The sequence below is a fragment of the Carboxylicivirga taeanensis genome (assembly GCF_051851475.1).
In the GTDB taxonomy this organism is placed as follows: domain Bacteria; phylum Bacteroidota; class Bacteroidia; order Bacteroidales; family Marinilabiliaceae; genus Carboxylicivirga; species Carboxylicivirga taeanensis.
Genome location: NZ_JBPUSJ010000003.1, coordinates 72165 through 95204 on the forward strand (window position 1 = coordinate 72165; position 23040 = coordinate 95204).

The 23040-nt window shown below is 42.7% G+C and carries 16 protein-coding genes and 1 tRNA gene; 11 read left to right on the plus strand and 6 right to left on the minus strand.

Annotated elements, in window-relative coordinates; genetic code table 11:
* Positions 1 to 127: 127 nt before the first annotated feature.
* The 5 genes from ACSX1H_RS05680 (at position 128) to ACSX1H_RS05700 (ending at position 6572) form a co-directional block, all read left to right on the plus strand.
* Positions 128 to 1690 carry a BCCT family transporter gene (locus ACSX1H_RS05680; protein WP_439182827.1) on the plus strand — a complete coding sequence of 521 codons (1563 nt, stop codon included), beginning with the start codon at positions 128 to 130 and terminating at the stop codon, positions 1688 to 1690.
* Positions 1691 to 2407: 717 nt separating this feature from the next.
* A complete protein-coding gene (locus tag ACSX1H_RS05685; protein ID WP_439182828.1) occupies positions 2408 to 3592 on the plus strand; it encodes a porin in 1185 nt (394 codons plus the stop codon).
* Positions 3593 to 3594: 2 nt separating this feature from the next.
* On the plus strand, positions 3595 to 4836 hold the full coding sequence (locus tag ACSX1H_RS05690) for a quaternary amine ABC transporter ATP-binding protein (protein ID WP_439182829.1): 1242 nt from the start codon (positions 3595 to 3597) through the stop codon (positions 4834 to 4836).
* A 1-nt stretch (position 4837) separates the two neighbouring features.
* On the plus strand, positions 4838 to 5662 hold the full coding sequence (locus ACSX1H_RS05695; protein ID WP_439182830.1) for an ABC transporter permease: 825 nt from the start codon (positions 4838 to 4840) through the stop codon (positions 5660 to 5662).
* A gap of 55 nt (positions 5663 to 5717) precedes the next feature.
* The gene (locus ACSX1H_RS05700; RefSeq protein WP_439182831.1) at positions 5718 to 6572 is read left to right on the plus strand and encodes a glycine betaine ABC transporter substrate-binding protein; all 855 of its coding nucleotides are present in this window, start codon (positions 5718 to 5720) and stop codon (positions 6570 to 6572) included.
* A 200-nt stretch (positions 6573 to 6772) separates the two neighbouring features.
* Here ACSX1H_RS05700 and ACSX1H_RS05705 read toward each other — a convergent pair whose 3' ends face one another.
* Positions 6773 to 8068: an MSCRAMM family protein gene (locus ACSX1H_RS05705; protein ID WP_439182832.1), complete on the minus strand. Its 1296-nt coding sequence runs from the start codon at positions 8066 to 8068 to the stop codon at positions 6773 to 6775.
* 1056 nt (positions 8069 to 9124) lie between these two features.
* Positions 9125 to 9198 (minus strand) — tRNA-Ala (locus ACSX1H_RS05710).
* A 349-nt stretch (positions 9199 to 9547) separates the two neighbouring features.
* Between ACSX1H_RS05710 and ACSX1H_RS05715 the strand changes: the two genes are divergently transcribed.
* The 3 genes from ACSX1H_RS05715 (at position 9548) to ACSX1H_RS05725 (ending at position 12785) form a co-directional block, all read left to right on the plus strand.
* On the plus strand, positions 9548 to 10177 hold the full coding sequence (locus tag ACSX1H_RS05715; RefSeq protein WP_439182833.1) for an energy transducer TonB: 630 nt from the start codon (positions 9548 to 9550) through the stop codon (positions 10175 to 10177).
* A gap of 106 nt (positions 10178 to 10283) precedes the next feature.
* Entirely contained in the window at positions 10284 to 11504 is a 1221-nt protein-coding gene (hflX, locus tag ACSX1H_RS05720) for a GTPase HflX (RefSeq protein ID WP_439182834.1), read from the plus strand.
* Between the two features lie 180 nt (positions 11505 to 11684).
* Positions 11685 to 12785, plus strand: coding sequence for an adenylate/guanylate cyclase domain-containing protein (locus tag ACSX1H_RS05725; RefSeq protein WP_439182835.1), 1101 nt, complete (start codon positions 11685 to 11687; stop codon positions 12783 to 12785).
* Between the two features lie 57 nt (positions 12786 to 12842).
* Here the strand turns inward: ACSX1H_RS05725 and ACSX1H_RS05730 are convergent, their stop codons facing one another.
* The gene (locus tag ACSX1H_RS05730; RefSeq protein ID WP_439182837.1) at positions 12843 to 13853 is read right to left on the minus strand and encodes an aspartate-semialdehyde dehydrogenase; all 1011 of its coding nucleotides are present in this window, start codon (positions 13851 to 13853) and stop codon (positions 12843 to 12845) included.
* Positions 13854 to 14034: 181 nt separating this feature from the next.
* Between ACSX1H_RS05730 and ACSX1H_RS05735 the strand changes: the two genes are divergently transcribed.
* The 3 genes from ACSX1H_RS05735 to ACSX1H_RS05745 all read left to right on the plus strand — a co-directional run bounded on the left by ACSX1H_RS05735 (position 14035) and on the right by ACSX1H_RS05745 (position 17938).
* Positions 14035 to 16878, plus strand: a complete 2844-nt coding sequence (locus ACSX1H_RS05735) for a lamin tail domain-containing protein (protein ID WP_439182839.1) — start codon at positions 14035 to 14037, stop codon at positions 16876 to 16878.
* A 74-nt stretch (positions 16879 to 16952) separates the two neighbouring features.
* Positions 16953 to 17543: an RDD family protein gene (locus ACSX1H_RS05740; protein WP_439182840.1), complete on the plus strand. Its 591-nt coding sequence runs from the start codon at positions 16953 to 16955 to the stop codon at positions 17541 to 17543.
* Between the two features lie 77 nt (positions 17544 to 17620).
* On the plus strand, positions 17621 to 17938 hold the full coding sequence (locus ACSX1H_RS05745; protein ID WP_439182842.1) for a DMT family transporter: 318 nt from the start codon (positions 17621 to 17623) through the stop codon (positions 17936 to 17938).
* A 186-nt stretch (positions 17939 to 18124) separates the two neighbouring features.
* On the opposite strand, the gene ACSX1H_RS05750 is transcribed toward ACSX1H_RS05745, so the two are convergent.
* The 3 genes from ACSX1H_RS05750 to ACSX1H_RS05760 form a co-directional block, all read right to left on the minus strand.
* Positions 18125 to 19393 carry a flavin reductase gene (locus ACSX1H_RS05750; protein ID WP_439182843.1) on the minus strand — a complete coding sequence of 423 codons (1269 nt, stop codon included), beginning with the start codon at positions 19391 to 19393 and terminating at the stop codon, positions 18125 to 18127.
* A 5-nt stretch (positions 19394 to 19398) separates the two neighbouring features.
* Positions 19399 to 20553, minus strand: coding sequence for a 4Fe-4S binding protein (locus ACSX1H_RS05755; protein WP_439182845.1), 1155 nt, complete (start codon positions 20551 to 20553; stop codon positions 19399 to 19401).
* A gap of 153 nt (positions 20554 to 20706) precedes the next feature.
* Positions 20707 to 22965 (minus strand): GH92 family glycosyl hydrolase, encoded by a 2259-nt coding sequence (locus ACSX1H_RS05760; protein ID WP_439182846.1) that lies wholly within the window; start codon positions 22963 to 22965, stop codon positions 20707 to 20709.
* Positions 22966 to 23040 lie beyond the last annotated feature (75 nt).

Genomic DNA, 23040 nt, shown 5'->3' on the forward strand with positions numbered 1-23040 from the left:
TGTGTCCTTACGTTTTTGTATATCGAAATACGCTCTGCGACCTAGCTAAACGAAACGTATTGTTTACAAAACACACGTAATAAGTCTATTCTAAAGATGCCTTATTACATCAATTATAAAGTTGACTATGAACGAACAGAAGTATCAGAGAAGCGATAAGCGCACATTTTTAGGAATTAAGGCCAATGGCCCTGTTTTCATTACTTCATTGGTTGTGATTGCAATTTTAGTAATGACCACCCTACTGGTTGGAAAACCAATGGAAAAGTATTTTACACAAATCCAGTCCACAGTTTCGAACAACACGGGGTGGTTTTTTATTTTGATGGTCAATGCGCTCTTAGTTTTTGCCCTATTTTTGGGTTTTAGCCGCTTTGGCAAGATTCGCCTTGGGGGTAAAGATGCCCGGCCAGAGTTTTCTAAAACCGGATGGTTTGCCATGCTTTTTAGTGCCGGAATGGGAATTGGCCTCCTATTCTGGAGTGTTGCCGAACCTGTGTTTCACTACAACAGCAACCCATTAATCGACAATTCAGATAAAATTGATGCTGCAAAATCAGCAATGGGCATTACCTTTCTCCACTGGGGCGTTCATGCCTGGGCGGTGTATGCTGTGGTTGGACTGGCCCTGGCCTTTTTTACATTTAACCGAAAATTACCACTAACCATTCGCTCAATTTTCCACCCGCTTTTGGGTAATAAAATCTATGGGCCAATTGGCGATGCGATAGATATTATATCTGTAATAGCTACAATTTTTGGCTTAGCCACCTCCCTTGGCTTCGGGGTGCAACAAGTGAATGCCGGACTTAATTACCTTTTTGGCCTCGGACTAAATACCGGAGTACAAATTGGATTAATAGCCGCCATTACAGGTCTGGCCACCCTATCGTTAGTGCTGGGCTTGGACAAAGGCATCCGTCGGCTTAGCGAATGGAACATGCGCTTTGCCCTTATCCTGATGGTCTTTATTATTTTGGTAGGCCCATCCGTTTTTATTTTCAAATCCTTTGTTCAAAACATCGGCCACTACCTCAATGAATTTTTCGAACTCAGCTTTTGGACAGAATCCTACAAAGGCATCAATGAAGCAAAACACTGGCAAAACTCCTGGACGGTATTCTACTGGGCCTGGTGGATTTCGTGGTCGCCATTTGTTGGTATTTTTATCGCCCGCATATCAAAGGGACGAACGGTGAAAGAGTTTATTCTTGGCGTTTTGCTGGTACCAACAATACTTACATTTATTTGGATGTCGGTATTTGGAGGAAGCGCCCTTTACCAGGAACTAACCGGAAACGCAGCCATTACCGATGCGGTTAATGACAATGTTGCCACAGCCATCTATATATTACTGGAGCAATACCCTCTCGCCTTTATTTCGTCGTTTCTTGCGGTGGTGCTGGTAGCCAGCTTTTTTATCACCTCGTCCGATTCGGGCTCGATGGTTGTCGACACATTAACATCCGGTGGAAGGCACGATGCTCCGGTAGGTCAAAAGATTTTCTGGGCCTCCATGGAAGGCATTGTTGCAGGCATTTTACTGGTTGGAGGTGGCTTAACAGCTCTCCAAACTGCATCTGTTCTAACCGGCCTCCCCTTCGCTCTACTCCTTATCGTTCTTTGCTATAGCTTTTATAAGTCATTGAACTCCTATTACGCTGAGCACCTACAAAAAAAGAAAATATAAAATTCATAATGTGTACCATTGCCCCTTGTGGTATGGTACACATTTATCAGTAAAGCAGAGGGGCTGCTTTAAGAAACACCCGCACACAGCAAGCCCATCAGTCGTATACGCACATTTATGCCCACACAGGCGCTATAAGTCCAACAAGAGAGTCCCTACCCCCAAAAGTTAGGACATGCATTATATCTGTGAAAATAAACCTAGAAACCCAACCATTATAACTGAATTACCTGCGCATTACTCCCCTCTTGTGGCAATTTGCAAATCAACCCATTCCACACAAGATAACACGCACAAATCCGACGCACACCACTTAAGGTTAAACTCTTATCTGATGAATGAGTGAGTGAAACTTTCAAAAACATTGCGAATCGAATAAGAAACGAAAAACCAAAAATGCAAAAAAATAATACCCCATCCTCTTCGCCGGTCAAAACAGCGTCTTCAACCACAAAAGCACTTATTATGTGACTGTTGGCTCGGCAAGCTTACGACAACACAAAACACGCTAAGCACCAATTCATATTGTTCGTATAGAACTTTTCTTGCCTATGTGCTCAATTTTGAGTACTTTTGCAGCATTCTAGTTTTTTACGGACAATATTATCAGCGCGTTATGGGTCATCAAATTCATTCCGCCTGATTTTTTATGCCAATCAATTTACGTTAAACAAGCAATTCGCATTGAATAAATATACAAATAGAAACTTTTTATTAATGAGATTTACAAGTAAGAACATTAAAAAGACTATTGGAGCGGCTATCATGCTAGCATTTTGCAACCTAACCCTGATAGCACAAGAAGAAAAATCATCACCCGAGTTAGAACTAGGCGGCGCACTCAGGTTTAATTACAACTACTCGTCATGGAAAGAAGGACAAAAAGACCGCGGTGGAGATTTTGGTTTCGATGTTTTTCGATTGAATGCCAAAGCGAAGTACAAAGGACTTAAACTGAACGCTGAGTATCGGTTCTATTCGAGCGGTTTTGGCGGAGCTATGCTCAAACAAGGCTGGGTTGGATACGACTTTAATGAGAACAATAACCTTCAGCTCGGTTTAACACAAGTGCCTTTTGGTCTTTCTCCCTATAACTCAAACAGCTGGTTCTTTAGCCTTAACTATTACATTGGACTGGAAGATGACCATGACATGGGAATCAAGTACACCACCAAATCGGGCAACTGGGACATTAATCTGGCGTTTTTTAAGAATGCTGAGGAAATGCGATTCGGTTCATCAACTGATGCCGATCCCAATCGCTATTCATACGACATTGGTTCAATAGCCGATAATGAGAATATGGCTTACAGAAACAAAGAAGTGAACCAAATCAACGCCAGATTTGCTTATAATATAGGTGAAGGCGCTTTTTCGCAGCAAATTGGTTTTTCCGGAGAATACGGCGGACTATATAATTTAGACACAAAAAAATCGGGTGACCGCTATGCTGTTTCAGGTCATTATCGTTTGAACGCAAACAAATTTGGATTAAAAGCAGCTGCCACTTATTATAAGATGAACCCCGAACACCCTGAAGGACAAGATGACCGACTGGTTGCAATGGTGGCTTATGGTGCTGCCTATATGGTAGCAGCCGAGGCAGCAACTTATACATTGGGCGTGTCTTACAGTGTGCCTGTTGACTGGAACCCGATTTCTAACGTAACTTTCTACAACGACTTTGGTTACATGGACAAAGCTGAAAAGGACTTTGAAGACACTTTAATGAATGTAACAGGCGTGATGGTAACATCAGGTTCGATTTATACCTACGTAGATTATGCCATGGGAAAAAACCAGCCGTGGTTAGGCCCTGAGTGGACACATGGACTGGGTGCTGGTAACCCGGATGCCGAGTGGGAAGCTCGATTTAATATAAATATTGGCTATTACTTTTAAATATGGAAAAGCTGGAACATAAAATCGCAGTAAAAGATCTGACCCTGATCTTTGGTAAAAACAAAGCCGCTGCCATAAAGCTTTTGAATCAAGGAAAAAGCAAAGCAGAGATACTGGAAAAAACCAATTGTACGGTTGGTGTTAACAAAGCAAGCTTTGAAATAAAAACAGGTGAAGTTTTTGTGATTATGGGCTTGTCTGGTAGCGGTAAATCAACACTCCTGCGCTGCATAAACAGGCTGATTGAGCCCACTTCCGGCACGGTTTGGGTTAATGGCGATAACATTACAAAAGAAAGCAATGATGAATTACTGGAGACCCGACGCACCGAAATGAGTATGGTGTTCCAGAAATTTGCCTTGCTGCCACACCGAAGCATATTGGAAAATGCCGCTTTCGGTCTTGAAATTAGAGGAGAAGAAAAAGAAGAGCGACATAAAAAAGCACAGGAAGCTTTAGAAACGGTTGGACTTAAAGGCTTTGAAAATCAAAAGCCCAACCAGTTATCAGGTGGGATGCAGCAGCGTGTGGGCTTGGCCCGCGCCTTGGCTAACAACCCTGAGGTGCTTCTTATGGATGAGGCTTTTTCGGCACTCGACCCCTTGATTAAGTCGGACATGCAGGATGAGCTGCTTGAGCTGCAGGAAAAACTGCAAAAAACAATTGTGTTTATCACGCACGACTTAGATGAAGCTATCAAATTAGGCGATCGGATCGCCATTATGAAAGACGGGGTGATTGAACAAATTGGTACAGCAGAGGATATCATTCGAAATCCGGCAAGCGATTATGTCAAAGCTTTTGTTGAAAAAGTCGACAGAAAAACCATCGTGACTGCTGAATCATTAATGTTTACAAAACCGACGGTTGTGCAACTGGGCAAAGATGGTCCTGAAGGTATTTTAAGAAAAATGCGCGCTAACGGAACCAATGTTTTACCAGTTGTTGATAAAATCAAAGGGTTTCAAGGGTTTGTTTGGCTACCTGAAGTAATTAAGGCAGTTAAGCAAAAAGCCGACTCCATTGATGATTTTATTACCACACAAGTGCCAAGTGTTTACAAACACTATACAGTGGAAGATATGCTACCACTTATAAGTGATACCAAAACGCCAATAGCTGTAGTGGATGAAGACACCAACCGCCTTAAGGGAATTGTCGCACAGGCCTCTCTGATTATTGAAGCAACACGCTTTGATAAGGATGAAATAGCAGATTTAAAAGAACAAGCAATGGATCAATAATATGGATAAGGTAATTAATATAGGGAAATATGTAGAGCAGTTGGTGAACTGGCTCACCGAAAATTTTGCCCTTTTGTTCGATATCATTAAGAATGTAGGAAATGGTGCCATTGAAGGGTTTGAGAGCTTCTTGCTCTTCCTTCCATTCTACGCAGTAATTGCACTGCTAACAGTGTTGGCCTACTTTAAAGTAGGCAAAGGGGGTGCTATATTCACTGCAATAGGCCTTGTTCTTATTTATCTGATGGGCTTTTGGGTAGAAACAATGCAAACTCTGGCACTAATTATTGTATCAACCATCATTGCCTTGGTTCAGGCCATCCCACTGGGTATTTGGGCTGCCAAAAACTCACTGGTAAATAAAATCCTTAAGCCAGTGCTGGACTTGATGCAGACAATGCCTGCATTTGTTTACCTCATACCGGCAGTATTGTTTTTCAGTATTGGAAAACTCCCCGGAGCATTTGCAACAGTAATTTTTGCCATGCCTCCTGCCGTGCGACTAACCACCCTTGGTATTCAGCAGGTACCAAAGGACGTGGTGGAAGCCGCCAGAGCATTTGGAGCCACCAACAGGCAAATTTTGCAAAAAGTGGAATTACCACTGGCACTGCACACCATCTTAGCAGGAGTCAATCAAACCATTATGATGGCCTTATCAATGGTGGTTATTGCCGGAATGATCGCGGCCGGCGGGCTGGGCGAAAAAGTTCTGGAAGGGATTAACAACCTGGATATTGGACTGGGGTTTGAAAGCGGGTTAGCTGTTGTTATCCTCGCCATTATTCTCGACCGTATTACTCAGGCATTTGGTCATAAAAAGTAAAAAAGCTTTGGAGGTAATCCAGGCTTTTAAATGTAAAACGTTTAACATTCAAAAAATGAAAAACAAACTAATTTTATTTATTGCAATGGCTGTTTTTACGGCATCTTGTAATATGAATTCCAAAAAAGACAATAGCGAACAAAAAGAAATAACAATAGCCTATGTAGACGGATGGGCTGAAGGAGTTGCTATGACCTATGTAACTCAGGAATTTTTTCAAACTAAAGGCTACTCTGTAGAACTAAAGAAAGCTGCAGTTGACTTGGTATTTGCCTCGCTTTCGAACGGCGATACTGATGTATTTATGGATACCTGGTTACCTGTAACACACAAAGAGAAAGTAGCTAAATTTAAAGGGAAAATCGAACCATTAGGTACCTCATATACGAATGCCCGTATTGGCTTGGTTGTGCCCGACTATGTAAGCATCTCCTCAATTGAAGAACTCAATGCCAATGCTGACAAATTTGATGGTCAGATTATAGGAATTGAAAAAGGTGCTGGTATCACCGGCAAAACCGATATAGCAGTGGAAGAGTACCAACTTAAACTGGACCATGTTAACTCATCGAGTGTAGCAATGCTTACAGAGCTTTCGAAAGCCTACAAGGAAAACGAGTGGATTGTGGTTACCGGATGGGCGCCTCACTGGAAATTTGGCCGTATGAACCTTAAGTTTCTGGAGGATCCTAAAGGGGTTTATGGCAGCACTGAACGCATTGAAACCTATGCACGCAAAGGCTTTAAAAAAGACGATGCTTTTGCTGCTAAATACTTTATCAACTTTAAATTAGACGACGCTAAAATGTCTGATTTACTAGCTAAAATGGAAGAAAGCCAAGATAAAGAAACAGCTGCTAAACAATGGGTAGCTGACAATAGCGAGTTCTTGAACAGCTTTGTAAAATAAGGGTGTTCATTAACATCCTAAAACATACAACTTATAGTGGTAAAAGAGGTTTCCAGTTAGTGGAGGCCTCTTTTTTTATCTGCATAAAAGCATAATTCTATTCGAAACATCACACAGAGTTAGCAGGTAAAAACAACAATCCCCGTAATCATCAAAAGCGAGACCATTACGGGGATTTATCTAATTAAGGAGGAATAAGTTTACTCTACAATTTTAATCAGTCCCATCTGATCTTCACTCACAGATATCAATCGCCAGCCGGTAGCAGACTGCTTGTCATCCTTACTGGCAAAAATACGCCAACGATAGGTTTTACCAACCTCCAATGCTGCAGCTGCCGAACCATCTGCATCAAATATTACACTTGTTTGACTGCTTGGAATAACTACATTCTTTTGGCTCCAGTTGGCTGTAAAACCGCCCCAAATGACTTTGCCATTGCTATCAATTACCTCGATAACATAATCGCTGGCGCTGGAGTATGGAGTCCAGGAAAAACTAAGGCCTTCCTTACTAACCTCTACAGGTTGGGTACTTTCGGCAGTATTGGTTGGTTCCTTCAGACTAACAGCTCCTGTTACGCTAAAATCCAATAGAACGTCACCATTGTTAACCTGAATAGTTGGTTCACCACCGTTCTTCACGACCCAATCAGGATCTAGCACCAAACCATCGTTCTCAAACGATGCACGACCAATATAAGTGCCATTAGGAACGCTTTCCAGTGCATATTTACCCCCGGTAGTTTTTGTTGATAAACCTGGAATAGTTTCTTGGGTGAGGGGATGAACTAAGGACACATCTACTTCTTTATTTTCAGTGGCCAAAAACGTAATCGTACCAATTACATTCGATACAGCATCTTGAACTAAGGTCAGATTTACACCCGATTTCTCTTCAGATGCGGCGATTGTCAGGTCCTGAACCTCACTGCTAAAGCCTGCTTTCCAACCTTTTACCGAATAAGTACCGGCCGGTACGTTATAGATAAAATAGTTGCCATTAGCATCGGCTACAGATGAAAAAGCCACTTCTCCATTTTCGGCAATCACCAATGCACCAGACACAAGTTTCTCTGCATCTTTGACTGTGCCCGAAATAATGCCACCATCAGCTACAAGGCTTGGCGTCATTTGAAAGTCAGCAACGGCTTTTTCTTCAACAACCACAGCAATTGGTAATGCAGCTTCACCTGGGCGTGGAACACTCTCATATCCCTGACAATATAGCTTTAAATAATAGGTGCCAAACGGCAACTCAATTGTATAATTACCTTCGGCATTGGTCGAATAGGTATTTTCAACCGGAGAATTGGTGTTGGCATCGAAAACAATAATGCGCACATCAGCAATAGCTGCCGAAGTTTCCAGATTGGTAATGGTCCCTTCAATAATTCCGGTGGTTGCCTCCTGCTTATCATCATCCTTTTTACAAGAAGGCAGCACAGATAGTATGGTCAACATGATGACCATAAACATGACTAGTTGTTTTTTCATAATGTTTAATAAAAATTAAAAACTCTTTCCTCGCCTGCATACGCCAATAGCACTCACAGGTTTCCCTTTTTTCTTAACAAACTTGTATAATAAACATCTTATAAGAATATATAAATATGGCAGAATACTGTCCCTTAGTTTTTTACATAAACTCAGGACTATAATCACCAAAGGACACTTATTTAAATAGTGAGCCACTTTTAAATAAAGACTGGCACCCATTCTAAACCATTGGTATAAAAAACAAACTATCGGTTAACGAATGAATACCTAAACAATATTGCTTTGTAAATACTCTAAACAAGGGAGAGAGCTTTGGGGCTAAGAACAAAAGTTGAGTCTGAATTTAAAGGACGCCGCCTTTGTGGGGATTATAAATAACCACATGCTACCGCTTTATAAGGGCTTATTCTACCACTGGATAGATTAGATTATTGTACGATTGTAGATTTTCAGCAAGGCAATAACGGGCAGTATATTGATGACAAAACGCTGAAAATTTTTCTGGAAGAAAAAGATATTGTCCCCGATGAATACAATAGCTATAAATGCAGTGGTTTTATGGAGCCACGACTCCTCAACGATTGCCCCATTCACAGCATGCTGGTCAACCGTAGTGCGAAGCCCCGATGTTGGGCGGTGAAGTTAGGTGAACGGATTCGAAATGCAATAAACAATTTGCTGTCCATACCTGTGACAAGCCAACAACCACTTAAACTCAAAGCAAAGTCATATTAAACTCATACTAAACTCAAATTAAATTCGATTTTTAATAAGTTTAATATGACTGAAATATGTAATAATTCCGACTTAATATTAAACTTGTATAATCTCTCTTATTAGGACAGTGCATCCCTAAACTTAAGAATATTAGGTATTAGCGGGCATAATCATCCTTTTAGGGAATAGTAAAAAAGCTACTACCCCGCCCCAAATTTTGTAGCTGTTCCGGTTTAATGAAATAGAAGAATCGTGGTCCCTTATTGATTACCAAGAATAGGTATAAACGAAAAAAGCGCCCAGGATGGAAGCTCCCGAACGCCTTTATTTTCAATGTGGAGAATAGCGGAATCGAACCGCTGACCTTTTGACTGCCAGTCAAACGCTCTAGCCAACTGAGCTAATCCCCCATCATTTCTATTGTTTCACTAATCACCTTTTGTCATTAGCGCTGCAAATATAGATCTTTTTTTAATTCTAACAATAGAAAAATAAAAAAGTGACATCTGATAATTATCATCATTCAGCCTTTTAAACCTTTACTCTTGACATCAGCTATAAAAACTATTAAAATTTGAATGAAATTTGATTTTAAAATTCTATTTTTATGCACTCAAAATTTGGGTGAAGGCCAAATTGGTCTTATTTGAATTGAGAAAAACTGGTAATAATAGCTATCTTTAGGCACCAAAACTTTGATCTATTATGGAAGTAAAAAAGTCGCCGAAGGCAGATCTTGAGAACAAGAAAAGCGTCTTCATGCAGATCGGGTTAGTTGTGACATTAGCAATTGTATTAATTGCGTTCGAATGGACCACTACCGATGTGGATGCATCTCAGTTTGAGATGGTGGAAGAGCTTGAAGCCGAGGAAGAAATCATGCCTATCACTAGGCAAGAAGAAGTGAAACCACCACCACCACCGCCACCACCAAAGGTTGCCGACGTACTTAACATTGTTGAGGATGATGTGGAGCTGGATGAAGAATTAGACATCGAAGACACTGAAATGGATGAGGAGACAGAGATTGATTTCTCAGACCTAGCCATGGAAGAAGAAGAGTCTGACGATGCACCGGTCTTCTTTATCGTAGAAGACATGCCTGAATTCCCTGGAGGTGAAGAGGCATTACGCAAGTACATTGCACAATCAGTGAAGTATCCTGTTATTGCGCAGGAAAACGGTATTCAAGGACGTGTATATGTATCTTTCGTTGTTAACACAAAAGGTAAAGTTACTGATGTAAAAATTGCCCGTGGTGTTGACCCTAACCTGGATAAAGAAGCGATTCGTGTAGTACAGGCGATGCCAGCTTGGAAGCCAGGTAAACAAAGAGGTAAAGCAGTGAAAGTATCTTACACTGTGCCTATCAACTTTGTATTGCAGTAGTAACTACTACGGTAACAATATAAAAAACCCCGCATATGCGGGGTTTTTTGTTGCTCTAAATTCAACTATATTTGTCAATCAATTACAGACTTAAAAGAGAGCCTACATGATAGAGAGTCCTTCATCACAAAAGGAATTAGAAAAAGTGGTATTGGTGGCAGTTAAAACACCCGAAGTACCCTTACAGCAAGTTAATGAGTATCTGGATGAATTAGCCTTTTTGGCTGAAACAGCAGGCGCTATTCCTTTTGAGCGTTTTACGCAAAACCTGACCATGCCCGACCCCAAAACTTATGTGGGAAGGGGTAAATTGCAGGAGATAATTGACTTTATGAAGGTGCATGAGATCAAAACAATCATCTTCGATGATGAGCTATCTCCCTCGCAATTGCGTAACCTCGAAAGAGAATTAAAAGTATTGGTACTCGATCGCACCAATCTCATTCTCGATATTTTTGCCCGAAGAGCCCAAACAGCCCATGCAAAAACGCAGGTTGAACTGGCGCAATACCAATACTTGCTGCCACGCCTGACACGCATGTGGACGCACCTGGAACGTCAGCGAGGTGGTATTGGAATGCGCGGACCCGGGGAAAAAGAGATTGAAACTGACCGCCGGATCATCCGTGATAAGATTGCCAAATTAAAAACTGATCTGAAAAAAATTGATCAGCAAATGGCCACTCAACGCCAAAACAGAGGCAAGATGGTACGCGTTGCACTGGTGGGATACACCAATGTGGGCAAAAGTACCCTGATGAATGTGCTGAGTAAATCCGAAGTATTTGCTGAGAATAAGCTATTTGCCACACTGGACACCACTGTTCGTAAAGTCGTGGTCGATAATATCCCGTTTCTTCTGGCCGATACCGTTGGTTTTATTCGTAAACTTCCTCACCATTTGGTAGAATCATTCAAATCAACCTTAGACGAGGTGCGTGAAGCAGATATCTTGCTGCATGTGGTGGATGTGTCTCATATGGGCTTTGAGCAACAAATTGAAGTGGTGGACAGAACACTCAGCGAAATCGATAACCGGGAAAAGCCGTCCATTCTGGTATTTAATAAGGTAGATGCTTATGAGTATACTCCGAAAGAGGAAGACGACTTAACCCCAAAAACAAGAGAAAATTACTCGCTTGAAGATTTAAAAACGACCTGGATGGGAAAACAGCCCAACTGCATCTTCATCTCGGCCAAAAACAAAGTGAACTTTGTGCAGTTTAAGCAGATGATTTACGATGAAGTGAAAAAAATACACAGTCAGCGTTTTCCGTTCAACGATTATCTATACAACTCATATAACGAGGAAGGCGAGGTTGAATAGCAGTATCCAACAAAATATACAAAAAGGGGAGTGCCAGTCATTCCCTTTATTTTTTGCATCACCTTAAGAGCCAAGGGCAAAATCAACCAAATGAATTTTATTCCCCAAAAGTGTAACAATTCCCTGCTGATAAGGTAAACATAGGTTTAAAATGCATCCCATTTTGCTATTGATACCATCATGTTTTTATTGGATAAGCTCAAGATACGCACCCTTAACTTTTTTCACTCGTTTTTTTATCATCTCTTATTCTGGCTGGCGTCATTAGCCTTATATGTTTTCATAACAGGAGACGAGTCGACTTTTATCAATTACTTCAAGCTCTTCTCGAAAGATGATATTTACGGCAATACTGTGCTGCTGGCGGGCATGCTGGCGGTGTTATACACCAGCCTCGACTTGTTGTTCTCCGATAAACTGATGCGCTTCTCTCCTATCCGCATAATGGTGCTGCTGCGTTTCCTGCTTTATCTGGCACTGGCACTACTCATCATTTTCTTTTCAGCCAATAAAAACATTACTCTGGAACAACTGAAACACTTTCAGGTGTATTATCAGAATATGCCCCACCTGAACCTCGTACATACGCGTTTTCTTGTCTGGTTTTACCTATCGTGCATTCTTAACAGTGTTTTAAGGGGCGTTTTTCGAAAAATAGGCGTAGTAAATTTTATGCACTGGATCACCGGCACCCTCAATAAACCCAGGGTTGAAAAACGCATTTTCATGTTTATCGACATGAAATCATCGGTAACACTTGCCGAAAAACTGGGCCATAAAAAATTCAGTTACCTGGTGCAGGATGTATTTGCCGATCTCGCTATTGTTGAAAACTACAATGCCGATATCTACCAATATCTGGGCGATGGAGCCATTATCTCATGGAATCTTAAACAAGGGGTGCGTAATAACAATTGCCTGAAAGCATTCTTTGCTTTTCAGAAAGTGATTAGGCGCCGAAAGCTTTTTTACGATACCATATATGGCCTGGTACCGGAATTTAAAGCCGGCTTGCATGTAGGCGAGATTATGGTGCTACAGGTGGGACAGTTTAAGCGCGATATCTCATACAACGGTGACACATTGAACACCACTGCCCGCATCGAATCCATGTGTAACCATTACAAAAAAAGTTTACTTATTTCAGGAGTTCTTTACGAAACGCTGCGTAACCCGCAGGAATTTAAAATAAAAGAAATAGACACCATTAAGCTGAAAGGTAAATCACGTGGCATTCAAATCTATCAGGTTGACCTGAAACCTAAAAAAAAGCGCAAATAAAAAAGGAGTAATTGCCAATGTGCATTACTCCCCTTCTATTTTCCTACTAATGTGCCGTTATTTTATAAGACCTTCTTTAATCATATACTCGGCAATCTGCACGGCATTTAATGCGGCTCCCTTCTTAATCTGATCAGACACACACCAGAATGTTAAGCCATTAGGATTGGCTAAGTCCTGACGCACGCGACCAACAAAAACTTCATCCTTTCCGGCTAAAAACAATGGCATGGGGTACTTTTTGTCGGCTGGCTCATCCATTAAAATAACTCCATCGGCCTTTGAGAATGCAGCTTTGGCTTGTGCAGGAGTTATAGCCTCTTCTGTTTCTACCCAAATTGACTCTGAGTGTGCACGAAGAATAGGAACACGCACACACATAGCACTCACAGCAATGTCGCTATGCATAATTTTACGCGTCTCATTAAACATCTTCATCTCCTCCTTGGTATAGTCATTGTCGGTAAAAACATCTACCTGCGGAATCAGATTCATTGCCAGCTGATACTGAAAAGCCTCCACTTTTGTTGCCTCCCCATTTACAATGGCTTTGGTCTGCTCTTCCAGCTCCTGCATGCCACTTGCACCAGCCCCACTCGAAGCCTGATAGGTTGATACATGTACCCGTTTAATGTGCGACAGCTCTTCAATAGGCTTGAGAGCAACTACCATTTGTATAGTGGTACAGTTGGGATTGGCAATAATATTACGGGGCGCATTTTTACAGTCCTCTGCATTCACTTCCGGCACTACTAACGGCACATCATCATCCATACGAAAAGCACTTGAGTTATCGATCATGATGGTTCCATGCTTGGTAATCGTCTCGGCAAACTCCTTAGACGTGCCTCCTCCGGCAGAAGTCAAAGCGATATCAATATCCTTAAAATCATCGTTATGCTGAAGTTCTTTTACTGTTAACTCCTCGCCTTTAAACGTAATTTTCTTTCCTGCACTTCTTTTGGAACCAAACAGCACCAACTCATCCATGGGGAAATTACGCTCTTCCAAAACCTTAAGGAACTCTTGTCCAACAGCGCCACTAGCACCAACAATTGCTACTTTCATTACTCAAAAATTTAGATTTGATAAGCTACATTTTTACATATTGAAAGAAAAAATACAGCTTCCATAGTGAAATTAACTTTACATAGTAAGCAAATTGTGTTAAATTGTATTGTGTTGGTGGATTGTTTATTGCTTACGTTCGGTTACAAAAATAGAAATATTTACATTAACCCTTAACCCTATGGTGCGAATTTTTATCTTTTTGGTATGCTTCCCTTTGCATACGTTGGCCCAAATAAATGAATCTTTCAGCGACAATGATTTTACAAATAATCCTCATTGGGCAGGTCAGTCGGATCGTTTTATCGTTAATCAAAATCAAGAGCTCCAGCTAAACGACACCGAAGCGGGTACTTCCTTCCTTAGCACCTCATGCTTGGTTGTCGAAGAAGCCACCTGGCAGTTCCGCGTACGAATGGACTTTAATCCTTCATCCAGCAACCTGGCCCAGGTATATCTGATAAGCAACGACAGCCAGCTCATCAACGCCACCAATGCGGTTTTTGTTGAGTTAGGTAACACCGCCGATAATATCTGCCTCTATAGGGTGATAGACGGTCATAAAGAAAAAATGGTGGAGGGAGCAAGCGGAAGACTCAGCCTTTCCAATGTTGATGTCACAATAAGGGTTACGCGCGCCGCCAGCGAATGGCTGGTTCAATCGGATTTGGGCAGCGGCTGGCAAACTGAAGGTACAGCCGCTTTTGATTGGGGCACACCTTCTGTCAGCTTTGGTTGGGTATGTAAGTACACCATCACACGTGCCGATAAATTCTTTCTTGATGATATTGAGGTAAGTGGCCAACCATTTTCTGACAAAACACCTCCGGAAATCACAAATTTTGAGCTCATTAATGGCTCATCTATGCAGCTCACATTTAACGAGGCCCTGGCTTCTGCGAGCCTCACTGTTGATAACTTCCTGCTGAAACTGTCACAACGCCGGCCAGCAGCATTTAGTTATGATGAGGCAAATAATACCATCACATTAACCTTTGTGCCTCCTTTGAATGACAGCAGCAATGAACAGCTCATTGTATCTGGCATAAAAGATGCAAATGGCAACTCCATGGTCGAAACGAGCTTTACTTTTGATTACGAGCTCACGCAAGCTACCGCTATTGAACTACTTGATGCACAAACACTAAATCTATCGTTTTCAAAACCGGTCCCTCTCGCTAGCTTTCAATCAACCACCCTATTGCTGGAAACTTCTCCACTCATAATTGAAAACATCACCACCGCTGATGAGCAAGAGTTTACACTTACTTTTTCGAATCAACTCAACGAAGGGCAGAGCTACCAGCTGACCATCGAAGGGTTGACAGATGCGATTGGCGATACCTTATCGCTTATTGAAGCAGAGCTCATGTACTATCATCCCAAACGCTTCGACATTGTTTTTAATGAATGGATGGCCGACCCAACGCCCCCAATGGACCTCCCGGAAATAGAGTATATTGAATTATTTAATACAACCTCCTTCGACATTTCACTTGGCAACTGGCAACTGCTTATTAACGATCGCCTGGTAGAGCTTCCGGATTCGAGTGTGGCTCCTCAGTCCTTTATCTGTTTAATAGATGCCGCAGACGCATCGAAATGGGAACACCGGCTGCCCACAGTGATGGTAAACAACATGCCTGCCTTAAACAACTCAGGCTTTGACATGGTGCTGAGGAATAAACAAACAGCCATCATAGACGCTTACAGATACAAGCCCACACATGTTAATGGTGAACCATTTAAGCGCGATGGCGGATGGTCTGTAGAACGTATTGACCCCTTTAACTTAAGTAACGAAGTGACGAATTTTAACTGGTGCATGGATTTAAGTGGCGGCACACCAGGTGCCATCAACTCAACGAATCAAAACAACCAGGACAATGAAGCCCCTCGAATAGATAAAATCGAGGTGGTGAATCCACAAACCCTGAGCATCACCTTTAGCGAGACAATGCTACTCACCGACAATACACCAATAGAAATCAGTCCGGCCGTGAGCCTTTCCCACCAAAGCTTCGACTCTGTGTTTCTCCAGCAATTGAATCTTCATTTTTCAGAGGAGTTATCCATCAATGTGCCCTATCTGATTGAAGAGATGGCCATCACCGATCTGAGTAATCATCCAATAGACTTAACTGCCCCTTTAGCATTTGGCCTGGCTGATTCACTGGAAAGCGGGGACCTTCTCATCAACGAAGTGCTATTTAATCCATACCCTGAAGGCAGCGACTTTGTGGAGCTATATAATCGGTCTGACAAAATAATCCAGTTGGCAGATGTTTATTTTGCGGATGTGGAAAATAACAACATTGAAGTGCTTCACCAAGTGTCCAAGCCATTCCTGCTCTTTCCGCACTCCTATGTGGCCATATCAATTGACATTGAGTCCATAAAGGCACTCTATCGCGTTACGGATGAAAGCACACTCATTCGAACAGGCCAACTACCTGCCTATCCGGATGATGAAGGTCAAGTTGTTATCTGCAATAAGTATGGCCAAATACTTGATATGCTTAGCTATAACGAAAAAATGCACTTCGACCTACTTAAGGATAAAGAAGGCATAGCACTTGAACGATTATCATGGGAGCGGCCTACACATGAACTAAGTAACTGGCATTCGGCGGCATCTACGGCAGGCTTTGCCACACCTGGCTATCTGAACTCCCAACAAACACTAGGCACACACCCGAATGAAGGAGGCATTACATTAGCTCCTGAAGTATTTACACCCAATGGCGATGGCATTGATGACCGTTTGCAGATATTTTATACCAGCCCCCAAGCGGGGACAGCCATGTCCATTCGTATATTTGATGCAACCGGGAAGGAAGTAAGATACCTTGTCAACAATGCCACCTTGTCTGGCGAAGGCTATTTTATTTGGGACGGCTTAAACGAAAACAGAGCAGCCCTTCAACCAGGAATTTACATTGTTTTTTGTCAGCAAATAAGCCCTGATGGTAAAGTAGTTGAACACAAATTAACGTGCGTCATCAGCCAGCAAACCAATAATTAAAGAACCCTGTCAAGAGGCCGTACAGCCGGAAATTCGTATTTTCATGCTTTTTTACGACTCAAATTGCGTTTTAAATGAACAGACAGGAAAGACTTAAGTATTGTAAAGCATGTGCACATCAAAAAATCGATCAACAAAGAGGAATCGTATGTAGTTTAACCAATGCCCCAGCTGAGTTTGAGGTGGCCTGCACCACCTATAAGGAAGATCCTGAATTAAAACATAAAATGGAAATGGAGACGATTCGCCAGCAGCTTTACCTAAACGAGGCTGACAAAGGCAAGCGTTTCGTCAACAACCTGATCGATGGTATCTTTTGCTACATCTTTATGTTTTTTATAGCGATAGCAATTGGCATCTTTGTAGGTGTTTTCTCCCCAGAATCAGCAGCTACATTCGAAAACAATACAGGGTTTGAATATTTCTTGATCTTTATCTCCACCTTAACCTATTACGTCACGCTTGAAGCAGCAACAGGGCGTACCCTGGGCAAGATGATTACTAAAACAAAAGTAATTGACAGGCATGGAAATAAGCCTAATTTCAACACCATTCTATTAAGAACTCTATGCCGCTTCGTTCCGTTTAATGCATTATCATTCTTATTTGCCGATAGGGGCTGGCACGATGCATGGAGCCAAACAAAAGTCGTAGAAAGCCGTTAACAGCAAGGAGTAAGGCTTTTAAAAACGCACTATAAACCGATAGCCCCTAGCGGGCAAGCAATAAGAAACAAAAATTTATGAGCTGGATTTATTTGATTTTGGCTGGCCTTTTTGAAATTGGTTGGCCCTTAGGACTAAAACTTTCACAAACCATGTCGTCGAAATTCATCGGTGTATCCATGGCCGTAGTATGCATGGCGGTGAGTGGTACCTTTCTGTGGCTGGCACAAAGAACCATACCAATCGGAACAGCTTATGCCGTGTGGACCGGAATAGGCGCAGTTGGCACATTGCTCATCGGCATTCTCTTTTTTGGCGACTCTGCCAGTATTGGCCGCCTGCTCTCTGCCCTCTTAATCGTTGTGGGCATTGTTGGCCTCAAACTAGCTCATTAAATAGGTGATCGAGTCAGAAACACGAAAGCACAAAGAACTTGAATAGGCTAATTCCTTTAAAGTCTTTGCTTATCAACATCTTTGTGCCTTTGCTTAGATGAACTCCATATCGAACAGTTACCAGCAGCTGTCCTCCATTTTAAAAAAAAGGGATGCTTTGACGACCAACATCTCAACAGCTATTGGCTACCACCTCTCCCAGTGAATGGTCGTTTCGTCCCATTTATCCTTTGGCTGGTCAACTCCCGTTGGATGGCCCACGGCAATCACATTAAGCGGAATGGCTGTTTCTGGTATCTTTAATAAGCCAGTAACCGTTTCAATGCGCTCCTGACGGGGATGTACACCTGTCCATACGGCACCGAGACCCATGCTTTCGGCTGCCAGCAATATATTTTGCGTAGCTGCCGAGCAGTCCTGAATCCAGTATTGCTGAGCGTCACCATCGAGCGTTTTAGTTAAATCTCCACATACCACTATGGCCGCTGTAGCCTGTTGCAGCATTTTAGCATACGGCAAATTAGCAGCCAGGCTATCGAGTAAGGCCCGCTCGCGCACCACCACAAATGCCCACGGCCGCTTATCCATAGCTGTTGGCGCTGCCATGCCTGCTCTTAACAACTCATTCAGTTGCTCCTCTGCAACGAGCTCAGAAGTATAGTGCCTTACGCTTTTACGGTTGTAGATGGTCGCCAGTGTTGGGTTGGGGTGTATTGATGGCTGCATACTTGGTTCCATATCGTCTTTAAATACTTTGTAAATATCCCAGGGCTTAGCCAGGGGCTGCCCATAGCCATAATAATACGACTGACTGTAAATAACGGGTTGCATCCGTTCAATGTCAATATGCCCATTGGCTTTTATCAACTGAGCATCCACCTTGGTATCGATAATTTTTCCAACAAACTGCGTGTGCGACCCTAAATCAATTGTTTCTGTTACCTCACATTCAATCACAATAGGAAATTCGCCGATATAGGGCGCATTAACGTGGGTGCCCTGAACGGCTGTCAACCCCAGCTTTTTAAATTTATCTTCGTCATATCCCGACACATGGCCGGCATAGTCCATGTGCGCCACATATTTAGCCGACGGCACATTGATGGTAAAAGCCTTAGTGGCCATAATATTTTCATAGCTTTTGCGCGTAGCACGTATGGAAACACCGACACTCATAGGGTCTGAATTAACAATACCTGCCCAGGCTGCCGTCATGATATTAGGCGTTCCGTCAGCAGCATAGGACCCTATCACCAAAGCCGGCTTGGGCATGATGTGCCCTTTAGCACCCACAGAACGCTTTTCTGTTTTAAGCGTATCCGTTGCTGGTAAAGGTTTTTTCGAACTCGCTGCCGTTACAGTTGGTGCAGGGGTTTGCTGCGTACTTAACTGATAAACCAGCACCACGATAATGGCTGCCAGAAAGACATTGAGGATGGTTGATTTATTTTGCATAGTAGTTATGATTTACGTTTTTTGTGCATTGCAGGTATAGTATTTAATAAACAGCCGGTTGGACATACCTGACACCAGGGCCGGTGAAAAAATAAAGACAAGAAAACAATTAGGCCACCTGCAACCAACAGCCAAACCGAAGCCACCCGATACGAAAACGCCATAAAGGGCTCCAGGTGAGCCAGGGGCAAGCTATAGCCTATAATTAATCCGGCACCAATGAGGCTCAGGTAGATGAGACGGACTTTTAAAACGGATACATTTAGCTTTAAGGCCCGTTTTTTAAATGGTGATACACGTCCGGCGATGATCTGTAAGGCTCCCATTGGGCACAGATAAGTGCAATAATAATTTTTGTATCCCCTAACAGCCAACACTAACGAAAGCAATAAAATAACGATGAGCTCCCAGTTGCTTTGCCAGGACAGGTTACTGGTGAGCCAGGCGTGAAACAGCTCCAGCGACAGCAATTTATTTAACCACAAGCCCATGACCAAAACAACGCCACCCAAATAATAGATGTAGAATTTTCTGAAACGTTTCCCGAATACCATGCTCAAAGAAAACAGCAGGAGAAGTAACATAAAACCCAATTGAACCAACCTCATCGCTGAGATAGTCAGGCCGCTGTGGGGGGTATTCAAGTACTGATCAACCGTGCCACGAAAGGTACGAATGATGGCCTGACTGCTTTTGGTTGCCCCACTCACTGCATCCACCTCAACCCCCGATAGCAAGGTGTCAACCGGCAGTTGGTTCCAGCGCTCCAATAGCCCTTGCCGTTGAAGGTGCTTAATAAACGGAGTGGTTTCATGGTGCTTAAGCAACTCGGTAGCCAACACCTCTTTTTGAGGATTCAGAGCAATGAATAATGGTACAGCACCGCCATAGCCCTGATAGCTTACTGAAAAATCGGAAGACACTAAAACGTAGCCCAGCAATTTCTCGGCCCGATTATAAACAGACAGACTGTTATCCGTCTCTTTTTCATAATCGGTCGCTTCCGGAAATACTTTTTGAAGATCTGTTAGTGTGTAAAGAGGAGCCTCGCTGGGCTTTAGCCACTCAAAGGTGGCCCCTCCGCGGATGGCTACTGCCAGCAGCAGCAACCCAATAATAAGAACATTGTAAATACTTGTTTGCCGTTTATCACCATTCATTCTGTCGTAATTTTTTTTAAAAAAGCGAAAATAACTGAAGCCCGCCTACCATACAAATGTATCCTGTTAACAAGATGTGAAAATACAGGGTATGTAAAGAAAAAGGGAGATTGCTCGGCAATCTCCCTCTTTAGCTATAAATTAACCATATTTTTAGTGGCTCATTGAAGGCGGCAGTTGTGTAGTGCCCCACTCTTTATTTGGTTCAGCTCCCATAAGCAGATGCAGTTCACCTCCTTGCATCAGCTCCGAATGGGTAAACCAGGAGCGTTCTAAAGGCTTACCATTGAGGCTTGCGCGCTGAATAAAAATATTATCCGGAGAATTATTTTCAGCAACAATGGTAAAGGACTTACCATTGGCCAACTCAATGCTCGACTCGTCGAACAATGGGGTGCCAAGAATGTAATGACCATCAGCCGGATTCACCGGATAGAAACCCATTGAACTCAACACATACCAGGCCGACATTTGCCCGCAGTCTTCATTACCACATAAGCCATCCACCTTAGTAGTGTACATGGTACGCATAATTTCGTTGGTCCGTTCAGCTGTTTTCCAGGGCATGCCAATGTAGTTGTAGGCATACGCAACATGATGACTCGGTTCGTTTCCGTGTGCGTATTGACCAATCAGACCACTAATATCAGGCGAGGCATGCTCTCCTTTTACTTCGGCATCAATGGTGAACAAAGAATCGAGCTTGGTAACAAAATTTTGTGTGCCCCCGTGAAGTTTAACCAGGCCACGAATATCGTGTGGTGCAAACCAGGAATACTGCCAGGCGTTCCCCTCCACGTATTCATCATTTCGGTGCGACGAGAACAGCGGATCAAATTCCTTTTTCCATTCGCCATTCGCCAGTTTTCCGCGCATAAAACCTGTTGATGCATCAAAATGATTTTTATAATATCCGGCACGCTTGATAAACGTATTATATACCTCATCGTTACCCAAAGACTTCGCCATTTGAGCAATACACCAATCATCATAAGCATATTCCAGTGCTTTTGATACTGATTCATTTTCTAAATCAGCAGGGATATAGCCATACTCACGGTAATATTTAAGGCCTTCAACATTAGTCATAGCACTGGCCACCATAGCCTCCAGCAACTCATTGCCGTCAATATCTTTAACCAGACCTTTTTGCCAGGCATCTGCAATAACCGGAATAGCATGGTAGCCAATCATACAGCCCGTTTCGTTACCAACTAACTCCCACACTGGCAGTAGCCCACTTTCGCGGTAGATGGCCATAAAAGAATGTATGAAATCGTGAACCAAATCTTCCTGGGTAATGGTAAATAACGGGTGACTTGCCCTAAAGGTATCCCACAAAGAAAAAACAGTGTAACGCTCAAATCCTTCTGCCTTATTAATTTCACCGTTCAAGCCTTTGTATTCGCCATTATGATCTGAGTGCACATAAGGGGCAATCATACTGTGATAAAAAGCGGTATAGAATATTGTTTTCACATCCTCCTCGGGCGATTTAACTTTAATTTTTCGCAGCTCTTTTTCCCAGTGGTCAGAAGCAGCCTGACGCTGATCTTCAAAATTCCAGTGCGGCACTTCATTTTCAATACTTTTGAGTGCACCATCGATGCTTGCTGACGATAAGCCAACCTTAAGCTGAACAGGACCATCACTTCTGTTGGCAAAGCTCAGGACCCCTCTAACATCTGTGCCGGCCAGTTCGTTTTGTGCCATTACCTCTCCGCCATTTACAACTCTAAACTCAGTGACTGGCTGATTGGTTTCAATCACAAAATAGAGCCATTGCTCGTTGGCCCAGCCCGATGACTTGCGGTAACCAACAAAACGTGTATCACTTTCCTGCTTAATATACGTATCTACCGGGCGATCCCAGTTAATAGCGTGGCCCAAATCCACAATTACCGATTGCTGTTGGCCATCCGTGAAGTGATACTGGTGGAAGCCTACCCTTCGGGAAGCTGTCAGCTCAGCTTTGATCCCCTTATCCAGTAGATCAACCATGTAATAGCCAGGCTGTGCCACTTCGCTTTCATGCTGATAAGAGGCTTTGTAATTCTGAAGAAAGTTTTTCCCGCCTGCGGTAGTATCTGAAACAATCTGTTGGTTGGTTGGCAGAATGAGCAAATCCGCTAAATCGCCAATACCTGTTCCACTTAAGCACATATGTGCAAAACCAACTAACTCGGTTGATGAAGTATGATAGCCCGACACCCAGTCCCAACCACTCACTCCATTGACCGGGCTCAACTGTACCATGCCAAAAGGCGTTGTTGCACCAGGAAATACATGACCATGAGCTCCGGTACCGATGAAAGGATCAACATAATCGGTTAAATGGGGCTCGGTCTTATATGGCCGACATGACAACAGGATTGTCACAGCCATTAAACCAAATAAAATTTTTGCCTTCATGTTTGCTTATTTAATATCTAAAACATTCTAACCAAACAGAAGTTGAAGTTGGAAAGGGTATACTGAAAATATACC